Origin of the sequence: Paenibacillus motobuensis (assembly GCF_039521865.1) — a bacterium.
GTDB classification, from domain to species: Bacteria; Bacillota; Bacilli; order Paenibacillales; family Paenibacillaceae; genus Fontibacillus; species Fontibacillus motobuensis.
In genome coordinates, this window is record NZ_BAAACX010000006.1 from 60,908 (window position 1) to 81,001 (window position 20,094).

At 48.9% G+C, this 20,094-nt stretch carries 16 protein-coding genes; 13 read left to right on the forward strand and 3 right to left on the reverse strand.

Going from position 1 to position 20,094, the window contains the following annotated elements:
• The first annotated feature begins 64 nt into the window (after positions 1-64).
• The 6 genes from ABD014_RS04115 (at position 65) to ABD014_RS04140 (ending at position 7,421) form a co-directional block, all read left to right on the forward strand.
• Positions 65-922 (forward strand): undecaprenyl-diphosphate phosphatase, encoded by an 858-nt coding sequence (locus tag ABD014_RS04115; protein WP_343857809.1) that lies wholly within the window; start codon positions 65-67, stop codon positions 920-922.
• Positions 923-1,029: 107 nt separating this feature from the next.
• Entirely contained in the window at positions 1,030-1,620 is a 591-nt protein-coding gene (locus ABD014_RS04120; RefSeq protein WP_343857811.1) for an AAA family ATPase, read from the forward strand.
• Between the two features lie 141 nt (positions 1,621-1,761).
• Positions 1,762-2,556, forward strand: a complete 795-nt coding sequence (gene thyA / locus ABD014_RS04125; RefSeq protein ID WP_343857814.1) for a thymidylate synthase — start codon at positions 1,762-1,764, stop codon at positions 2,554-2,556.
• Positions 2,557-2,631: 75 nt separating this feature from the next.
• Complete coding sequence (locus tag ABD014_RS04130) at positions 2,632-3,129, forward strand: dihydrofolate reductase (RefSeq protein WP_343857817.1); 498 nt, start codon at positions 2,632-2,634, stop codon at positions 3,127-3,129.
• A gap of 178 nt (positions 3,130-3,307) precedes the next feature.
• On the forward strand, positions 3,308-4,795 hold the full coding sequence (locus ABD014_RS04135; protein ID WP_343858317.1) for a glutamate synthase subunit beta: 1,488 nt from the start codon (positions 3,308-3,310) through the stop codon (positions 4,793-4,795).
• 325 nt (positions 4,796-5,120) lie between these two features.
• Positions 5,121-7,421, forward strand: coding sequence for a type IA DNA topoisomerase (locus ABD014_RS04140; protein ID WP_343857820.1), 2,301 nt, complete (start codon positions 5,121-5,123; stop codon positions 7,419-7,421).
• A 78-nt stretch (positions 7,422-7,499) separates the two neighbouring features.
• Here the strand turns inward: ABD014_RS04140 and ABD014_RS04145 are convergent, their stop codons facing one another.
• Positions 7,500-8,276, reverse strand: a complete 777-nt coding sequence (locus ABD014_RS04145; RefSeq protein WP_343857823.1) for an HAD family hydrolase — start codon at positions 8,274-8,276, stop codon at positions 7,500-7,502.
• Positions 8,277-8,377: 101 nt separating this feature from the next.
• Positions 8,378-9,295, reverse strand: a complete 918-nt coding sequence (locus ABD014_RS04150) for an ArsR family transcriptional regulator (protein WP_343857826.1) — start codon at positions 9,293-9,295, stop codon at positions 8,378-8,380.
• A 210-nt stretch (positions 9,296-9,505) separates the two neighbouring features.
• Between ABD014_RS04150 and ABD014_RS04155 the strand changes: the two genes are divergently transcribed.
• The 5 genes from ABD014_RS04155 (at position 9,506) to ABD014_RS04175 (ending at position 14,995) form a co-directional block, all read left to right on the forward strand.
• Positions 9,506-10,708, forward strand: coding sequence for an MFS transporter (locus ABD014_RS04155; RefSeq protein WP_343857828.1), 1,203 nt, complete (start codon positions 9,506-9,508; stop codon positions 10,706-10,708).
• Between the two features lie 102 nt (positions 10,709-10,810).
• Positions 10,811-11,545 (forward strand): phosphonate ABC transporter ATP-binding protein, encoded by a 735-nt coding sequence (locus ABD014_RS04160; RefSeq protein WP_343857830.1) that lies wholly within the window; start codon positions 10,811-10,813, stop codon positions 11,543-11,545.
• Positions 11,546-11,553: 8 nt separating this feature from the next.
• Positions 11,554-12,810 (forward strand): hypothetical protein, encoded by a 1,257-nt coding sequence (locus ABD014_RS04165; RefSeq protein ID WP_343857833.1) that lies wholly within the window; start codon positions 11,554-11,556, stop codon positions 12,808-12,810.
• Between the two features lie 32 nt (positions 12,811-12,842).
• Positions 12,843-13,541 carry a response regulator transcription factor gene (locus ABD014_RS04170; protein WP_126998252.1) on the forward strand — a complete coding sequence of 233 codons (699 nt, stop codon included), beginning with the start codon at positions 12,843-12,845 and terminating at the stop codon, positions 13,539-13,541.
• Entirely contained in the window at positions 13,538-14,995 is a 1,458-nt protein-coding gene (locus tag ABD014_RS04175; protein ID WP_343857842.1) for a sensor histidine kinase, read from the forward strand. Before ABD014_RS04170 ends, ABD014_RS04175 begins: the two co-directional genes overlap by 4 nt.
• A gap of 186 nt (positions 14,996-15,181) precedes the next feature.
• On the opposite strand, the gene ABD014_RS04180 is transcribed toward ABD014_RS04175, so the two are convergent.
• Entirely contained in the window at positions 15,182-16,402 is a 1,221-nt protein-coding gene (locus ABD014_RS04180) for a glucose-1-phosphate adenylyltransferase (protein ID WP_343857845.1), read from the reverse strand.
• 259 nt (positions 16,403-16,661) lie between these two features.
• Here ABD014_RS04180 and glgB point away from each other — a divergent pair, with 259 nt between their 5' ends.
• Together glgB and glgA are read left to right on the forward strand one after the other, a co-directional pair.
• Positions 16,662-18,614 carry a 1,4-alpha-glucan branching protein GlgB gene (glgB, locus tag ABD014_RS04185; protein WP_343858319.1) on the forward strand — a complete coding sequence of 651 codons (1,953 nt, stop codon included), beginning with the start codon at positions 16,662-16,664 and terminating at the stop codon, positions 18,612-18,614.
• Positions 18,611-20,044: a glycogen synthase GlgA gene (glgA, locus tag ABD014_RS04190; RefSeq protein ID WP_343857848.1), complete on the forward strand. Its 1,434-nt coding sequence runs from the start codon at positions 18,611-18,613 to the stop codon at positions 20,042-20,044. The genes glgB and glgA overlap by 4 nt, the downstream gene beginning before the upstream one ends.
• Positions 20,045-20,094 lie beyond the last annotated feature (50 nt).

The window sequence follows — 20,094 nt, forward strand, 5'->3', positions numbered from 1 at the left end:
GTTGAAACGGGCCAAATTTTAATGAGATAAGAACGAACGCTTTGAAAAGGAGATTAGGCAGGAAATGGACAATATTTTGGACTTTTTGAAATCGATTATTCTAGGTATCGTAGAAGGGATTACCGAGTTCTTGCCGGTTTCCTCCACAGGCCATCTCGTAATCTTCGAGAACCTGTTAGGTTTTGAGGGTACAACCCCTTCCTTTGTAGAGATGTATACTTATGTGATTCAGCTTGGCGCCATTCTGGCGGTTGTCGTCCTGTATTGGGCCAAAATCAAGGACACGCTCGTGAACTTCTTCCCGGGGAAGGTTGGGTTTGAGCGTTCCGGGTTCAGGTTCTGGCTTATGCTGGCGATCGCATGTATTCCTGGCGGCGTATTCGGCGTTTTGCTGAACGACCTATCTGATGAGTATCTATTCACACCGGTTGTCGTAGCTATTACGCTATTCTTCGGCGGGATTTGGATGATGTATGCCGAATCTAGATTCCGGAACAACAGAGCTCCGGGAATAGGTGGCGATGAACTGAACGTGACGGTCAAGCAAGCGATTATTATCGGTGCCTTCCAGTGTTTGGCTATCATTCCGGGGATGTCTCGTTCCGCTTCCACGATTATTGGGGGCTGGGTCGCTGGATTGTCGACGGTGGCAGCTGCGGAATTCTCGTTCTTCCTGGCGATTCCGGTTATGGTCGGCATGAGCTTGTTGAAAATTTTGAAAATCGGCGGGTTGACAAGCCTGACTAGCACAGAGATTATTTCACTTATTATCGGCTTTGTCGTATCTTTCATTGTTGCATTGGCCGTTATTCGGAAGTTCATCTCTTACTTGCAGAAGAAGCCGATGAAGGTATTCGCGATTTATCGTATGATCTTTGCAATTATCGTACTGGTAGCAGGGATAGCGGGGATTTTCCACTAATATAATAGTTGATTGAAGTCATGATGCCTGGGCATGAGGGAGTAACCTTTATCGCTCAGGCTTCGTCTTTTTTTATAGAGGTTCAAGTCAGACGGGTGGGTGAGAATGTGATAATTTGGATTAATGGAGCCTTTGGCTCGGGCAAGACGACCGCAGCGTTCGAGTTACAAAGGCGGATTCCTGATTCTGTCGTGTATGATCCTGAGCATGTTGGCTTCTTCATTAGAAAGCAATTGCCGAAGTCTATACATAAAGGGGATTTTCAAGATTATCCGATGTGGCGGGAAATGAATTATGCTATGCTGAAGCATTTGAGTGAGGAGTATAGCGGGACCGTTATTGTACCTATGACAATCACGAATCCGGACTATTTTGCCGAGATCGTTGGACGGTTGCGAGGTGTCGGGGCAGACATTTGTCATGTGACTTTGCTTGCTTCCAGGGAAACTTTGCTAAAGCGCCTTAAAGGGCGGGGGGAGAGGTCGAACTCTTGGCCGATCCAGCAGATAGACCGCTGTCTAGCCAGTCTTGGTACAGAGGTATTCGCCGAACATGTCTATACCGATGAGTTGACAGCGGAAGAAGTTGTCGAACGAATTGCTTCGCTCAGCGGTGTTACGCTGCTTCCCGATACGAGAGGCAGATTCCGGAAGGCGCTCGATCGCAAGCTGATTACGATCCGGCATATTCGCTTTTAGAGGTATTCTGAAAGTCCGATTGAACTTTTTGAACTCATATTTTAATGTCAGGGCAGGGTCATATTCTACTACATTGTAAAATTACAGTCTGTTATAATGAATAAGATATGTTATAAAACGAGTATTTGGGGTGTGCGATAGATGAAGAATTATTTGGATTTACTACAGGATGTAATGGATCACGGAACGGAAAAAGAGGATCGGACAGGCACGGGTACTTATTCGGTATTCGGCAGACAATTACGCTTTGATCTCAGCAAGGGGTTCCCGCTAATGACGACGAAGCGGATTCACTTGAAGTCGGTTGTACACGAACTGCTCTGGTTCCTCAGCGGAGACACCAATATTAGATACTTGAAAGAGAACGGGGTCAGCATTTGGGATGAATGGGCGGATGAGAACGGAGATCTGGGCCCTGTATATGGCTCGCAATGGCGTTCCTGGCCGACACCGGACGGAAGAAGAATCGACCAGATTGCTGGTGTGATCGAATCGATCAAGAACAATCCGGATTCGCGCCGTCACTTGGTCAGTGCTTGGAACGTAGCTGAAATCGACGAGATGAAGCTGCCGCCTTGTCACTTCGTGTATCAGTTCTATGTGGCTGATGGGAAGCTGTCTTGTATGCTGACGATGCGATCTGTCGATACTTTCCTCGGTTTGCCGTTTAATATCGCCAGCTATGCGCTGCTCACGCATATGGTTGCACAGCAATGTGGCTTGGAAGTCGGTGAATTCATTTGGTCGGGTGGAGACGTGCATATTTATAAGAACCATCTTGAACAGGTGAAGACCCAATTGGAGCGGGAACCTTATCCTTTGCCGCAGCTTGTGATTAAGCGCAAGCCGGATTCTATTTTTGATTATGTCTATGAAGATTTCGAATTTGTCGGCTACCAGCATCATCCTGGCATTAAAGCCCCTGTTGCGGTATAGAAGCTAGCCAATGATAGGTCTGCCTGTAGAGCGGCTATTTGAATGAACGGATTCCAGGAAGGTGGATGAGAAAATATGGGAATAACATTTATTTGGGCTATGACCAGGGACGGAGTTATTGGTCGGGATAATGATTTGCCTTGGCGTTTGCCCGCGGATATGGCCTTCTTCAAAGCACAAACGACAGGGAAGACCGTACTTATGGGTCGCAAAACCTGGGAGTCGATGCGCAGCCGCCCACTGCCGAACCGTCGCAATGTCGTCATGACGAATGATCGCTCGTATCATGCTGAGGGCGCGGAGATCGTACATACGGTTGAAGAGGCGTTAGCTCTGGCGGATGGCGAGGAATTAATGGTGATTGGCGGGGCCGGGATTTTCCAAATGTTGATTCCTTATGCGAATCGCCTGCTGGTCACGAAGATTGATGAGGACATTGCCGGAGATACTTTCTTCCCGTCGATCGATTGGTCCGAGTTCCAGCTGGAGCAGGAGAGCGCAGGAATTCGTGATGAGAAGAACCCTTATAATTACCGGTTTTTGACCTATGTAAGGCGACATCCGTCTGCATAATAGTACAAAATATCAATTTATTAGTCCATTAATAACGTTCCCCTGGGGTGCTAACATCAAGTTACATGATAACGGGAGGGTTCACTAGTGGTTGCATTTCCGTAATGCGCTGCATAGACAAGCCGGATCAGTCGATCCGGCTTGTCTGCTCTCGTTGGCAACGGAGGGGGGAAATAAGTTGTCTACACCAACTGGATTTATGGAGTTTACCCGTCACCTACCGGGGGACCGCAGTCCGCTGGAACGGGTAAATGATTGGCAGGAATTTCACAAGCATCTGACTGAACAGGAATTGCAGACACAGGGAGCACGCTGCATGGATTGCGGAACTCCGTATTGTCATACAGGAATCGAGATGATTGGGGGCACTTCGGGCTGTCCGCTGCACAATCTGATTCCGGAATGGAATCATCTCGTCTACCGCGGCATGTGGAGAGATGCGCTGGAGCGCCTGCACAAGACGAATAATTTTCCGGAGTTTACAGGCAGGGTGTGTCCTGCTCCTTGTGAAGGTTCTTGTACAGTAGGACTCATTGGCCAGCCAGTAACGATCAAGACGATTGAACAAGCGATTGTCGATAGGGGCTTTGAGGAAAGCTGGATTGTAGCAGAGCCGCCTGCGCATCGTACGGGTCACAAGGTTGCGGTCGTTGGCTCCGGTCCGGCAGGGCTGGCCTGTGCAGCGCAATTGAACAAGGCTGGACATGAAGTGACTGTGTATGAACGTGCGGACCGGATCGGCGGTCTATTGATGTACGGCATACCCGCAATGAAGCTGGATAAGAAGATTGTACAGCGCCGCGTCAATCTCCTCGCTGCCGAAGGCGTAAAGTTCGTCACGAATACGGAGATTGGTAAGGATATCATGACACAGCAGCTGATAGATCAATATGATGCGGTTGTGCTATGTGGCGGGGCGACGAAGCCTCGCAAGTTCGAGATTGAAGGCAGCCATTTACAGGGCGTACATTATGCGATGCCTTTCCTGAACGGCACGATTAAGAGCTACCTCGATTCCGGGCTGCAGGATGGGCAATATACTTCGGCAGCAGGGAAGGATGTAATCGTAATTGGCGGCGGAGATACTGGCTCAGACTGTGTCGCTACAGCTCTGCGCCATGGATGCCGCAGCATTACGCAATTTGGCACTCACGGCAAGGCACCGCTGAAGCGGGATCCACTTGCCAATCCGTGGCCGCAATTCCCGAATGTCTACACGCTCGATTATGCCCAGGAAGAGGCCAAAGCGCTGTACGGGGAGGACCCAAGGGAATTCTCCATCATGACCACCCGCTTCGTCGGCGACGAGCAGGGGCGCTTGAAGGAGCTGCACACGGTTCAAATCAAACGTACGGTCGATGGGGAAGGCCGCAAAACCTATGAGCCTGTTCCCGGGACGGAGCGGATATTCCCGGCCCAACTGGCACTCATTGCCATTGGATTTGATGGGCCGGAGACAACGATGATCGATGAGCTGGGTCTTGAGACAGACCGCCAAAGCAATGTCAAAGCGCGCTACGGCAAATATAACACGAATGTTGACAAGGTGTTCGCCGCCGGTGATATGCGCCGAGGGCAGAGTCTGGTCGTGTGGGCCATCCAGGAAGGCCGCGAGGCGGCACGGGAAGTCAATAAGTTCCTGACAGGGGACGGAATCCTAGCGTAATGAGGAGGTTGGACCTCTAACGAAACGTGGTATCGCTATTTCAATTTAAACGGTCTGCTAGAAATTTTAACGAAACTGGGTATCGTTATTGAAGCGAATTATGGGCTTAATGAATGAATTTCTTCCAAATAACGATATGGTGTTTCGTTAGATTTAAGTTACCACTATTTTTGAGGAAATAACGGTCTGTAGTTTCGTTAGACGAAAACGTGGAGCCAACTATGTGAAAATATGTTATAATAAATGTTAGCTACAGGGCTGCGCGGAGCGCGGCCCTTTTTTATCTGTGGAACTGGAATGCTAGGAAAGAGGGGCGCTTGAAACAATGAAAACGCTCGTAATTGCCGAGAAACCCGACATGGGACGAACGATCGCTGCGGTGATTGAACCGCGGGCGAAGAATAATCGCTCTTATCTGGAAGGAGAGCAATATATTATTACCTGGGCGATCGGACATCTGCTCGGTTTGGCTGAGCCTGACGCCTATGATGACAAGTATAAAAAATGGAATTTCTATGATCTGCCGATCATGCCGGAGCAATTTAAGATTGTGCCGAATCCGAAGACGAAGGATCAATTGAAGACGATCGGCGAGCTGGCCAAGCGTTGTAATGCGGTGGTGAATGCCTGCGACGCCGGACGCGAAGGACAATATATCTTCGCTTTGATTCAGCAGCGGCTTAAGCTTATGCAGCCGGTCAAGCGGCTTTGGATCTCTGACTTGACCTCGGAGAGTATCGCCAAAGGCTTCGCCGAGCTGCGGAGCAGCGAAGAGTTCGCAAATCTGACGAAGGCAGCGCGGGCGAGAAGTGAGGCTGACTGGCTTATCGGCATGAATGCCTCACGTGCCTTTACAACAAAGCATAATACGCTGCTCTCGGTCGGCCGGGTGCAGACGCCTGTACTCGCGCTGATTTATGACCGTCAGAAGGAAATCGAGAGCTTTGATTCCTTGACTTATTACGAGATCAAAGCTGAATTTGAACAGGACGAGCGGTCTTATATTGGAACCTGGCAAGGGGATCGATTGACAGATGCAGAGAAGGCTCGGTCTTTAGCGGATAAAGTACGCGGCAAGCAAGGCCAGATCGTGGAATATGAGGTTAAGGAGACAAAGGAATATCCTTATAAGCTGTACGACCTGACGCTGCTTCAACGCGATGCGAACGCGAAGTTTGGCTACTCAGCCAAGAAGACGCTTGATTTGGCCCAGGCTTTATACGAACGCCATAAGCTGATTACATATCCGCGTACGAACTCCAATTATGTAACTGAACAAAATATCGAAGGCATGCACAAAACGTTGCATATGCTGAAATCTACAGATTATAAGGAACTAGCCGAGGGTGGGAATCAGAAGCGGGTGCATGTGAATAACAAATCGGTTTGCAATCCTTCCCGTGTGGAAGATCACCATGCAATTTTGCCGACCTTAAGACGGCCGGGAACGCTTAGCAAGGAAGAGGGGAATATTTATGATCTCGTCGTCCGCCGCTTTTTGTCGCATTTCTATCCGGCGGCTGAATATAAGCAGCACACGGTGATGACGGAAGTTGAGAAGGAATTGTTCAAGACGAATGTTAAGGAACTGCTGTCCTTGGGCTGGAAAGTGTGCTTGCCTGGTGATGACAGCAAAGCTTCAAAGCGCGGCAAGAAGAAGGAAGAAGAGGAAGACCAAGAGGAAGAGGTCAGTGAGCCGTTCTCTGTTGACCGCGATAAGCCGGTGCTATGCAAGGAAGCTGAGGCGAAGGAGAAAGCCACTCAGCCCCCGAAGCCTTATACCGAAGGCACGCTGCTCAAGGCTATGGAGAGCGCTGGCAAGCAGCTTGAGAATGACGAGCTCCGTGAAGCGATGAAGGATGCGGGTCTTGGAACGCCGGCGACCCGGGCAGCAACGATCGAACGCTTGAAGAGCGTCGGATATATAACGATGCAGGGCAAGCGGATCACTGTAACGCAGAAGGGGCGCACCGCCATCGAATTAATCAGGCATGCTGGAGTAGAGCTGTTAACTTCTCCCGAGATGACAGGGCAATGGGAACGCCGACTGTACCAAATCTCCAAAGGAGAGGCGACCAGCGAGAAATTTATGGAGAACGTGAAGAAATTTACGGTATCGATCGTTGAGAAGGTGCGCGTACAGAAGAAAGCGGACGCTTCGTTGTTTGCCGGTGGCCCTGAGGAGAAGGGCAAGCGCGGCAGCCGCACAGGCTCCCGCTCCAAAGGAGGCGAATCCGCGAACGCTTCAAGGCGGGGAAGCGGCTCATCTGGCAGCGGGCAGACTATCGGGGTGGCGGCAGCTGGAAAAGCCGCTGGCACCGGGGGTTCGGCTGTCGCGTCTAATAGCTTCGAAGCGTTGGCGCCGTGTCCGCGCAGCGGGTGTGGCGGTCAGCTGATCGAAGGCCGCAAAGGTTATGGCTGTACTCATTACAAGCAGGGCTGCGGCTTTGTCATTTGGAAAGAGTATGCCGGCAAGAAAATTTCGCGCACGATGCTGCAATCCTTACTTGAGAAAGGCCATACTCAAATTTTATCCTTCAAGCATTCAGAAGTAGATTATAAAGGCCGAATCACGCTGCTTGATCACGAGAGCGGGAAGTTAAATGTGGAACGGACAGAGGGTTAATGTACAAAAAACTGGGCCGATGGAAAAATCCATTAACCCAGTTTTTTTGTATATCTATTTATAGTTCATTGCATAGCATTATCTGGATCTATGTGACAATTTCTTAGGGCTGCGGGCTTGCCCGGAGCCGGATATAATGGACGGGATCTCTTCGAGCGAGGCTACCGTATATAAATAGGAATCATTACGCGGCGCCAGCTCTATGAGATTGTAGGACCATTCATCGGGATGCTTGATATAGATGGCATGGATACCTGCCGTTAGAGCTGGCGAGATGTCGGTCCGCAGACTATTCCCGATCATCCATGTATTTTGACGATGGAACGGGCGAGAGCCCAGAATCTCTTCCAATGCATCAATATTTTTATGCTGGCGGATGAAGATACGGTCCTGAAAATAATCGGCCAGCTTCATTTGCTCAATTTTCCGTTGTTGAATTACGGTCTCGCCGCCGGTGTAAAGGTACAGCTCATGCTGCTGCCGTTGCAGGAAATCGAGCGTGTCTACCATACCTGGATAAGGCTCGACGGATTGTTCATATACGCTGAGGCCAAGCCGCATAAGCTGCTTCTCTTTAAGTTCCTCGCGGCGCTCGCCGAATTGCTGGCAGAAGTAGCGGTAGGTGTCGATCAGCGATTCCGGGAAATGCTGACTGGCGAATCCAATTTGCTGTACTCCGGCCACATCGATTTCGATCTGTTTATCACGGATTTCCTTGATTGATAGCTGGTATCCGCTGAACCATTCCGATACGAGGTCGGCAAATTGGCCGAGAATCAGTTCGAAATATTTGTTGCAGTAGATCAAAGTATCATCAAGATCGAAAATAATTTGTTGCTGCACAGTCTGTTTCATCTCTAACACTCCTTCTTGCACTTGCTCTATATCCTGTTTCTCCTAACTTATCAGAGGCAGCAGCAGAAATGCAAATATCGTTCCTCATGCTAGGCCAATCATTAAATGCGAATATAGGATTCTAGGAACATCTGCAGCTCGGACGCGCCGTCTGGCCGGATGCTGAATTTCTCCGTACTGCGGTCTGTAAGATGAACGCGAAGCATACCCGCAGATCTGAGAATCATCAGCTCATGGTGCAGTTGGGCCCTCGATTCATTAGTGTCCCGGATCATCTCCTGCATCGACTTCGGTTCATTCGCCAAATAGCGGAGCAGTTGCAGGCGTTCCGGCTTGGATAACGCTTGGGTTAGTCGGAGCAGGCAGATTGGCGGCTCTTCCTCATCAGCTTCTGGAATATCGATCGGATATTGGATAAGCAGTTCTTCCTCGAAGAAGCAGTACGTATTTATCGGTCTGAAGTGGATCGAGGGAACGAGAATAATATGCTTCACCGGAAGCTCCTGATCGAGCACAAGCCCGCCCGAGGCAAATTCGATGAGCGGTTCGGGATCCATTTTCTCAAGCAGATCCTTCTTCTCCATGGCGTCCTCTTCCATCATTCCCGTGTACTGCACCTCGATACCTTGAAAGTAATTGTCATGCCAGATATTCAGGAGCGGTGCATAGTTAGTCTGAAGCCGTTCCACATCTTCCAGGGTCGCACCAGGTACATAGGGAGTAATCCGGGCGAGCAGGGAACCGGTATTACCGTGAGATAACTCCTCTAGATAGCCAAGGATTTGTATGGATGAGTCCCGTTCCAGCGCCAGGGCGTAGAGCAGATCATAATCGCTGAACGGATAATCAGCCGCCTCAGCGAAGGCTTGCCGGGCTTCCTCACTAAGGTTCTGTTGAATGTCGTGAATCCATTCGCGTCCGATGTCCAGATTGTTAATCCATTTTCGTGTAGTATATAACATGAAGCTGCTGAGCAACTCATAAATCGGTGACACATCGACTTTTACATCATAAGCCATCCGTCAGTCCTCCCAGAACTATAATGCATACCTCTTAATTATGCTTGTGAGAATAGGGCTTGTCTACTATAATGTTTAGAGGTTGTTTTACCGGTTAACACACTTTCACATATGACTTAGAGGTTGTTCAGGAAGTTGAACCACACACTTAAAGGGGAAATCGTCATATTGTCATGACGGTTTTCTTTTGTTATGCAGGGGGAAGGCATCATGACAATAACATCAAATTCTAGTAAATTTCCGATAAGGGTATCGCCTTTTTTCTTATTGACATTGGTCATTATTATATCGGGTTTAAGCCAAGGACTGCTCTTACCGGTTCTTGCTATCTTCATGGAGGAGCGGGGAATCCCTTCCTCCGTCAACGGGATGCATGCCGCTGCACTCTATGTCGGCTCATTTGCAATGACACTGGTCGCCGAGCGCGTGCTTGGACGTACTGGCTTCAAGAAGCTGCTGATCGGTGGCATGATAGCGGTTATGGTTGCTTTGCCGATCTTTCCGCTAGTCTCGAACTTGTCTATATGGTTTGTACTGCGTCTGATTGTCGGAATCGGAGACAGCGCGATCCATTTTACCTCACAGCTTTGGCTGCTCCTGCTGTCGCCCAAAGAACGTCGCGGACGGAACCTTTCACTCTATGGTATGTCCTACGGGCTTGGCTTCAGCTTCGGCCCCTTCGGGATCCGATTGTTGAGCTATGGTCAGCTTCTTCCATTTCTACTATTGTCTATTCTTACCGCTGTGGGGGTACTCCTCGTCATACTTCGTATGCCTAATATGTATCCAGAGAGAGCAGCGGGTAGTGTGAAGGAAACTCGTAAATACGGACGAATTTACAGGCTGGCCTGGTTTGCTCTGTTCACGCCATTATTATATGGATATATGGAATCGACGATGAACAGCAATTTCCCAATTTATGGCCTGCGGATTGGGTTAAGTGCAGAGCAAATCGCAACTCTGCTGCCTTTCTTCGGAATTGGCGGTCTGATTCTGCAGCTTCCGCTAGGAATGCTGAGCGACCGTTATAGCCGCAAGGTCGTATTAATGATCGCGGGCCTCGGCGGAGGGGGGTTGTTCTTAATCGCACCGCTGGCAGGGAATAGCTTCTGGGGCTTACTGCTGCTGTTCCTAGGTGCTGGTGGCCTGGTTGGTTCCTTCTTCTCGCTCGGACTTGCTTATGCCGCCGATCTGTTGCCAGCAGCACTGTTACCGGCTGCGAATGTGATAGCTTCTTTCCATTTCAGCCTCGGTAGCATTCTCGGGCCGAATGTAGGTGGAGCTGCGATGGAATTTATAAGTCCGGGTACGCTATTCATCCTTCTGGGCAGTTTGTATGTACTATTTACTTTGGCTGGATTCGGCTTTAGAAAACAAACTCTCGAAAAAAATGAAAATATGAACAGGCTGTAATGGATTTTCACGGCTATTTCCAATACACTATAGAGTAGAGTGACTTTTGAACTTTTAAACACGCACTTTTATAGATATAGGTACACCAAAGGAGAATCGGACATGATCAAGGTTAGCCACTTAAAAAAATCGGTGGAAGGGAATAAGAAGCAAGTACTGTGTGATATCAGCACGGAATTCGCTCAAGGGGAACTAGTCGGTATTGTCGGTGCAAGCGGCAGCGGAAAGAGTACGCTGCTCCGCTGTCTAGCGCTTCGTGATTCATGGAACAGCGGAGACTATACATGGAATGAGGACAAGCTGATCGAGGGCGGCGGTAAGGGGTCGCATAAAATGCGCTCCAGATTTGCTTATCTGGAACAGAATCCTTCTCTTTATCCGGAGAGAACGGCGCTCAAGAATGTTCTGATCGGACAAGTCGGTCAAGTATCGGCGATCCGCCGCTTTACCGGCATGGTTCGGTCGGATGATTATATGGGAGCAATGGACGAGCTGGAGAAATTCGGTTTGCTCGATAAGGCCCATGTAAAGGCTGGCAAACTTAGCGGTGGAGAGAAGCAGCGGGTGGCCATTTGCCGAGCACTTGTCCATGGTGCTAAATTTATCGCTGCGGACGAGCCTACGATCGGACTGGATCCCAAATCAGCTGAGAGAGTCATCGAGACGTTCAGCCAACTGTGCAAAACCCAGGGAACGACCGTAGTGACTGCACTCCCGCTTGAATTGGCCGAGAAATATTGTACGCGAATTTGGGGTATTCAATCTGGGGAACTTAAGATAGACATCGTTGGGAGACGGCTGACTGCTGGGGAGAAACGATTAATTGATTTAGCATGAAAAGAGTGATGAGTTTGAGAGGTAATATAAGACGCTGGCTGACGTTATGCTCTGGATGCTTGCTGCTGCTCTTGCTTAGCGGCTGCAGCATCATTGATGATCCAAAAGCATTAATGCGCACGCCGCAGCTGTCCTCGGACCGGGAATCGCTGTTCAACGTCATTAATGTCGAGACGAAAGGCTCGATTATAGCACCAAAGGATGTGAAGAGCTCGATTCGAACCGCTGATCTGGACAATGACGGCGTGAAGGAAGCGATCGTCTTCTATGAGACCCCTGACGAGACAGTACGTATCCACGGCATGATTCTCAAACAGCAAGGGGATAGTTGGAGCGTTCAGGTTCGCTTTGATGGCGAGGGGCAGAATCTTGAAACTTTCGATTTGAAGGATCTGGCCGGCGATGGTCGCCTGAATATTATCGCAGGCTTTTCCGGTGGGGGAGAAGATGTACAGAAAGGTCTGACCATCTATTCGTATGATGGCGAGAAGGTGGACAATCTGCTGACCCTGCCGTACAGCAATTTCCTAATTGATGATCTTAATCAGGATGGGCAACTGGATATTACAGTCGTCAACTTGAAGCGGGAGCAGAATGCAACTGTAACTACTTATCAACTTGATGGAACATCGTTCAAGGAACTGGATCAAATCCAATTGGATGACGCAGTTGAGGAATATTACAACACGGTGAGTGGCAACATTACACCGAAGCTGAGGGGAATTATTCTGGACGCTTCATTCGGGGCCCATTATGCATACTCTCATATGCTTGTGATGAAGAATGGCAAATTTGAGGATCTGGTGCCATCCCAGGATTTCACTTTCAAGAACTATCCGGTATACAGTGGCGACGTGGATGGTGATGGCATTCTAGAAGTAGCACGGTCGGAGAAGCCGATTGGCTGGGAGGAACCCCCATATGACATGCCGCTCTTCTCTTACTATCAATGGGATGAGGGCGTCGGCTGGAAGTTTGTCAAGCAGCAGTATATGGACCCTTCAGGTCGATTCTACTTCAACTTCCCGAAGGAATGGACCAATAACGTAACGATCGATCCGAAGTCCAATCCGGATGAACATTTATGGTTCGTCAAGGTGGATAGCGGGGAGACTGTGGCGGAAATACGCTTCTTCTCACTATCTGAGTGGGAGAACTATAAGGATCAATGGGAGCTGCTGGCCTGGGATTATGACAAGGTTATCGGTTTCTATAGTAAGTCGAATATGAAGGTGAATAAGGGTGAACAGGAAATTAAGCGATAGAGGCTGTTTATGATAGAGGGAGGAGACGCGAAGTGAGCAAAGTTTTGATATTGGAAGATGAAGAATCGATTCGCAGTTTTATCGTGATTAACTTGAAGCGGAACGGCTTCGAAGTGTTGGAGGCTGGAGACGGGCACGAGGCGCTTGCGAAGCTGCAGAGCGTGCCGGATATCGATATTGCATTGCTAGATGTGATGGTTCCAGGTATCGATGGCTTTGAGGTGTGCCGCAGAATCCGTGAGACGAACGAGCGGATCGGGATTATTTTTCTGACAGCAAAAGTACAAGAGCAGGATAAGGTCTATGCACTGTCCGTCGGAGCAGATGATCATGTAAGCAAGCCGTTCAGTCCGACAGAACTGATCGCTCGTATCCATTCCCTGCTGCGAAGAGTTAACGTATACCGGGAGAGCAGCACCAAAGTTACATTTACTTCCGGTCCATTCACGCTGGATCTGATCTCTAAGCAGTTCAAGCGTGGTGGCCAATTGATAGAACTAACACCAACTGAATTTTCACTGGTACAATATTTCCTGGAGAACGAGAACTCCCCACTAAGCCGCGATCAATTGCTTGATCATGTGTGGGGCAAAGAATATATGGGCGATCCGAAAATTGTTGACGTCAATATCCGTCGGCTTCGCCAGAAGATCGAGAATAATCCTTCCGAGCCGATGTTCCTCCAGACTGTGTGGGGGTTTGGCTATAAATGGAAGGGCGAGGGACAATGATCAAGAAGGGTATCGGACGACAAATCGTAATGCATTATTTTATCGTCGTATTCGTAACTCTGTTCATGGTCGAACTGATCTTCTCTTTGGCCATTCGCATGTACTATTACGATACGATCTATAACCATATGTCGAACCATACGACATGGGCGTCCGATTATTTTCAGAAATTCGTAAAGCTGAATGCAGATAATGATCCGCATTATTTTACGGAAATGCTCGATGCCTTTGAATTGAAGGATACTGAGCTTCTGATTCTGAACCGGAAAGGCAATGTCAAGGCGAGCAGCAATCCGTTCCAGGATGAGAAGGCGATCCAGACGAGTGACGTGCTCCAGGCAGCTTCGGGTAGTGTCGGTAAATGGATCGGCAGGCAGCCGTCAACGGGGGAAATGGTCATGGCCGTATCCTCACCGCTTCAGGTACGAGGGGAGAATGCCTACATCGTCCGTTATGTCACTTCACTTGAGGCGGTTAATTCCAAAATGATGAATCTGACCCTGCTATCCTCAGCGGTATGCGTTGCCGTACTGGCACTCGTTACCTTGTTTAGTATCGGGCTCGCTAATTCGATCGTGAAGCCGATCAATAACATAAGGGCTGTATCCGCCCAGTTAGCGAAGGGGAAATTCGATACGCGTATTGAGGGCGAGTATAGATATGAATTAGGCGAGTTGGCTTCAACGCTGAACTATATGGCTCAGGAGATCGTTCGCAGCAACCAGATCAAGGATGATTTCATCTCGTCCATCTCCCATGAACTACGTACTCCATTAACGGGCATCAAGGGCTGGAGCGAGACACTAACCTCAGGCGGCTTCGATCCGGATGAGACGAAGATCGGGATGAATATTATCTCCAAGGAGACCGATCGGCTGATCGGACTGGTTGAGGAGATGCTGGACTTCTCCAAGCTGCAGCAGAACGAGATGAAGCTTGTGATCGGTCGTGTCAAGCTGCAGGAATTGCTGAAGGAGATTATGCTGAACGTATGGGCAAAGGCAGAGAAGAAGCAGATCCAGATCAAGCTTGATGATAAAATGGATAAACCGATTACGGTTATCGGCGATGCCAATCGATTGAAGCAAGTCTTCCTGAACCTGGTTGATAATGCGATTAAGTTCTCGCATGAGAATAGCTGGATTCATCTCGTCATCAATCCAATCTCAGCCGAGCAAGTTCAGATCGAAGTTGTCGATAGCGGGATAGGGATCAGCGAGGAAAATCTGAGCAGAGTCCGCGACCGCTTCTTCCAGGTAAATCACCAAGGCGGCGGAACCGGGCTTGGATTGGCGATCAGCCAGCAGCTCGTTGAACTGCACCAGGGTAAAATGGATATCCGCAGTGAGCTTGGTACTGGTACCACTGTATCTGTCACTTTGCCGATGCCTATTCATGATCCTGAGAACCGGGACGAAGACGTAGAGCAAATGAACAGTGAGGATCAGAATTAAATATGCAGTTACATCATGAAGGGACTCTCTAAGGGATGCTGTACTTTAGAGAGTCCCTTTGTGCAGGTTCAAAAAGTCCGGTTTTCAGCACCGAGGCTTATGCTTCCGATGTCCGTTTTTTCAAAACGCTTCAAGGGATGAAGCTAGGGTTCACTTCGGGATCAAAAGCGGACTACCTCTATAATATTAAGAAGGCATGCCTTCTGCTCGAAGCCGCGGCGTCTTCTCATAGACCTCCATAAGCAGTCTTGTTGGCTGTGGAATGAGCGCAGGCTTGGCAGTAACAGTCTCGCCGGGACTGACAACCATAATATCGCCTAAGGCTCCTTTGATCATCGCGCCATCCTTAATGACCGCACCTTCACCAATAATGGCCTTCTCGATCCAGACATTGCGGCCGATCTTGGCGCCAGGCATAATGACGCTGTCTTTAACCTTTGTATATCGGCCGATACTTGCTTTTCCAAACACAACGGATTGTTCAATTTGACCCTCCAGCTCGCAATTCTGATGTACCATCGAGTTGCTGATCTGTGCATTACGGGATAGAAAGGATGGAGCGCCAGGCAATCCTTGGGTGAACATCGGCCAGGCTTCATTATTGGTTAGCTTCCAATCCGCGTTCTCGGCCAGTAAGTCCATATGTGCTTCCCACAGACTTTGAACAGTCCCTACATCACGCCAGTACCCCTTAAATTCATAGACATGAAGCGGTTCTTTGCCAGCCAGCATTTTCGGAATCAAATCCTTGCCAAAGTCATGGCTACTTCCTACATCCTCTGCATCTTCGATCAAATGTTGCTTCAGAAAGTCCCAATTGAATAAATAAATCCCCATAGAGGCTAGATTGCTGGTCGGATGCTTTGGCTTCTCCGCGAACTCCGTAATTCTATTCTGTTGGTCGGTGCACATTACCCCGAAGCGATGTGCTTCCTCCCATGGAACGGGCATGACGGAAATGGTCGCGGTTGCGTTCACAGACAAGTGATAATCAAGCAGCTTGCGGTAATCCATATGATAAATATGGTCGCCTGACAGAATCAGAACCTGATCCGGCTTGAATCGATCCACATACTCGATATTTTTGAAAATTGCATCTGCTGTGCCGGCATACTCCTGCACACCGGCGTTGTAAGATGGCAGCAGGGAAATACCGCCATGCTCATGCTTCGGGAGGTTCCATGCCTTACCCTCGCCAATATGTTTGTGAAGCGATTCTGCCTCGTATTGAGTAAGTACGCCAATGGTATCGATCCCTGAGTTAACGCAGTTGCTGAGAGGAAAATCGATGATCCGGTAATGGCCGCCGAACGGTACGGCGGGTTTAGCAAGTTTGGAAGTGAGCGGGGATAATCTGCGACCTTCACCTCCAGCCAGCAGCATTGCAATACAATTTTTTTTATTCACTTCGTTTTTTCCCTCCCGTGTGGTTTGGACTGTGTTGTTCTTACATACACTAGATATGAATGATGTTGTTGAAATTAAAGGTATGGAAATTATCAGAAATTATTACAAAGAAATTTGTAAAAGAGCATTTTAACTTTCAATATCGGGAGTTAACGCAAATTATGGATAAATAGGTGGTTCAAGCGGTTCAGGCTGTTCATTAGCCTTTATAAAATTATTTGGAGAAGCAGGTGATTATACATTGTCCGAACGAACAGATATGATTTCTAAGGATGATATTTATTTGTTTCATGAAGGAACACTGTACCGGAGCTATTTAATACTAGGTTCGCATCTGGCAGTAGAGGACGGTCAGTCCGGTGTTCGATTTACCGTATGGGCGCCCCACGCGAGGCAAGTATCCATTGCCTCGGATTGGAACCAGTGGAGCGGGGAGAATGATTTATTATATAAGATACCCGAATCGGGATTTTGGACTCGTTTTTTTCCGGGTGTAGAGGAAGGAATTTTTTACAAGTATGAAATTACCGGCCAAGATAGTGTCAAAAGCTTGAAGGCCGACCCGTATGCAACCTATGCGGAGGTTCGCCCGGCTACGGCGTCCATCGTCAAATCGATAACAGGCTACATATGGCATGACGAGAACTGGCAACATAGCCGCAGAGCGTTGTACCACAGGCCGCTGAACATATATGAACTGCATTTCGGAACATGGCGCCAAAGGAAGGACGGTAGTTTCTATACATATCGTGAGATGGCAGACATCCTAATTCCTTACGTTGTAAAAATGGGGTATACGCATATCGAGTTAATGCCACTGGCCGAGTATCCTTATGATCTATCTTGGGGGTATCAGATAACTGGCTATTATGCACCGACAAGCCGTTATGGCAAGCCTGAGGATTTGATGTACTTCGTGGATCGCTGCCATCAGGCAGGGATCGGTGTCTTGCTCGATTGGGTGCCGGGTCATTTCACTAAGGATGCCCATGGTCTGCGGCGGTTCGATGGTACGGCTCTGTTCGAATACGAGGACGAGGCGAAAGCCGAGAAGACAGGGTGGGGGACGCTGAGCTTCGATTTCGGCAAGCCAGAGGTCAGATCCTTTCTTATATCGAATGCCTTGTTCTGGCTGGATATGTATCACTTTGACGGTCTGCGGGTCGATGCTGTAACCAGCATGCTGCGTCTTGATTTTGAGAAGCCGCTGGGTCAGCATCCTCTAAATGAGTTCGGAAGTGTGGAGAACCTGGAGGCGATAGATTTCCTGAAGCAGTTGAACCAGGTCATCTTCAAGTATTACCCGTATGCTTTGATGATGGCGGAGGAATCCAGCTCCTGGCCTGGGGTTACTGCTCCTGTGGATAAAGGCGGGCTCGGTTTCAATTACAAATGGAATATGGGCTGGATGAACGATACGCTCGGTTATATGGAGACTGACTTTGATGAGCGGCCGAAGAGTCATCATTTGCTTACTTTTCCGATCTGGTATGCCTTTACGGATAATTACACACTGCCTTTATCGCATGATGAAGTGGTGCATGGCAAGAAGTCCTTGCTTAGTAAAATGCCTGGAAGCTATGAGCAGAAGTTCGCCGGGTTACGAATATTGCTCGGTTATCTGATGACATCGCCAGGGAAGAAGCTGCTGTTCATGGGCGCGGAATTTGGCCAGTTCATTGAATGGAGAGATCAGGCAGAGCTGGACTGGCTGCTGCTGGATTACGAAATGCATCGCAAAATGCTGGAATATACCCGCTCGCTGAATCATTTCTATTTAAGAGAGCCTGCCTTGTGGGAGAACGATCATAACGGCAGCGGTTATCAGTGGATTAATCCGCATGATAGTATGCAAAGCGTTATCTGCTACTTGCGCAAAGGCCAGCGGATCGAGGACACGCTGCTGATCGTTATTAATTTTCAACCTGTTGAACGGCAGCATTACCGAATCGGTGTACCACAGTATGGAGCATACGTAGAGATGTTCAACAGCAATTTGGAGGCTTATGGCGGCGCAGAACATTTATGCATCGCCCCGCTGCATAGTGAGCCAAAGCATTGGCATGATTGTCCGTATAGCTTAGAGTTGGCCCTTCCGCCGCTTAGCTTCATCGTTCTGAAGCCAGCGATTAGATCCGGGCGGAGGGTGAAGCTCTGCTTATCAAAGAAGATTAAACCAGGCACAAAATCACCAAGGAGGAAGCATATATGAAAATATTGTTCGCTGCTGCCGAGGTCGTCCCTTTCATTAAGATAGGCGGATTGGCTGATGTGATCGGCGCACTCCCAAAGGCGCTGCAAGAGGCCGGTCATGATGTCCGAGTTGTGCTGCCTAAATATAAGGACATCCCGTCCTGCTTCACAGATCAGATGACGCATCTGGGTGCGATGGAAGTGCCTGTCGGATGGCGCAAGCAGTATGGAGGCATCGAGTATTTAATTCATGAAGGGATGCCAGTATATTTTATCGATAATGAATATTACTTTGGCCGGGATGGTGTCTACGGCTACCCGGATGATGGAGAACGCTTCGCCTTTCTGAACCGGGCAGTGCTTGATATGCTGCCGCTGATTGAATTTTTGCCGGATATTCTCCATTGCCATGATTGGCATACAGCGATGATTCCGCTGCTTCTTAAGGAGCATTATCGGACCAATAAGGCCTATGGCCACATCCGTACCGTATATACAATCCACAATTTGTTGTACCAGGGCATCTTTCCATGGGAAGTACTAAACGATCTGCTCGGTTTGCCGGATTATTATTTCACGGCGGACGCGGTCGAATATTATGGCAATGTGAGCTTTATGAAAGCAGGGCTAGTATTCGCCGATCACGTCACGACGGTGAGTCCCACCTATGCTGCAGAAATCCGCACCCCTTACTATGGCTACGGAATGGACGGATTGCTGCGTTCGCTTGGGGATCGCTTATCAGGGATTGTAAATGGTATTGATGCGAAGCTGTATAATCCGTTGACGGATGAGAATATATACGTCAAATACCGCAGCAGCCTGGCGAAGAAAAGGCAAAATAAGCTGGAGCTGCAGCAGGAATTGGGACTTCCTGAGCAAGCATCTGTCCCGCTGATCGGTATGGTGACTCGGCTGGTTGAGCCGAAGGGCCTCGATTTGCTGACGCGTATTTTGGATGAATGGCTTAGCCAGGACGATGTTCAGTTCGTATTGCTCGGTACCGGGGATAACGGCTATGAGGAATGGTTCAGGGAGGCGGTCCGGCGCCATCCCCAGAAGCTATCAGCACAGATTCTGTTCAGCGATCGGCTGTCCCGCCGGATTTATGCTGGCAGCGATCTGTTCCTGATGCCTTCACGCTTTGAGCCATGCGGAATCAGCCAGCTGTTGGCCTTGCGCTATGGAAGCATTCCCGTTGTGCGGAAGACGGGGGGGCTCAATGATACAGTACATGCCTATAACGAATATACGGGGGAGGGGAACGGATTTACTTTTCACGACTTCAATGCTCATGATCTGTTATATACGCTTCGCAGAGCTGTCTCCTTCTATGAACAACCGGAAATTTGGGAGAATCTCGTCAAGACAGCAATGTCCGGAGACTATAGCTGGCAGCAATCGGCAAGACAGTATAGTGAAATTTACGACAGGCTTAAGACTGTATAAAGAAAAGCCGGGACTGGTGACCGTTCGATATGGATCGGTCTACCAGATTC

Excerpts from the sequence above, each read along its gene's own strand:
- ABD014_RS04115 (WP_343857809.1), top strand. The coding sequence starts at position 65 with ATGGACAATATTTTGGACTTTTTGAAATCGATTATTCTAGGTATCGTA.
- thyA (WP_343857814.1), top strand. The coding sequence starts at position 1,762 with ATGAAGAATTATTTGGATTTACTACAGGATGTAATGGATCACGGAACG.
- ABD014_RS04130 (WP_343857817.1), top strand. The coding sequence starts at position 2,632 with ATGGGAATAACATTTATTTGGGCTATGACCAGGGACGGAGTTATTGGT.
- ABD014_RS04140 (WP_343857820.1), top strand. The coding sequence starts at position 5,121 with ATGAAAACGCTCGTAATTGCCGAGAAACCCGACATGGGACGAACGATC.
- ABD014_RS04145 (WP_343857823.1), bottom strand. The coding sequence starts at position 8,276 with ATGAAACAGACTGTGCAGCAACAAATTATTTTCGATCTTGATGATACT.
- ABD014_RS04150 (WP_343857826.1), bottom strand. The coding sequence starts at position 9,295 with ATGGCTTATGATGTAAAAGTCGATGTGTCACCGATTTATGAGTTGCTC.
- ABD014_RS04155 (WP_343857828.1), top strand. The coding sequence starts at position 9,506 with ATGACAATAACATCAAATTCTAGTAAATTTCCGATAAGGGTATCGCCT.
- ABD014_RS04160 (WP_343857830.1), top strand. The coding sequence starts at position 10,811 with ATGATCAAGGTTAGCCACTTAAAAAAATCGGTGGAAGGGAATAAGAAG.
- ABD014_RS04165 (WP_343857833.1), top strand. The coding sequence starts at position 11,554 with ATGAGTTTGAGAGGTAATATAAGACGCTGGCTGACGTTATGCTCTGGA.
- ABD014_RS04175 (WP_343857842.1), top strand. The coding sequence starts at position 13,538 with ATGATCAAGAAGGGTATCGGACGACAAATCGTAATGCATTATTTTATC.
- glgB (WP_343858319.1), top strand. The coding sequence starts at position 16,662 with ATGATTTCTAAGGATGATATTTATTTGTTTCATGAAGGAACACTGTAC.
- glgA (WP_343857848.1), top strand. The coding sequence starts at position 18,611 with ATGAAAATATTGTTCGCTGCTGCCGAGGTCGTCCCTTTCATTAAGATA.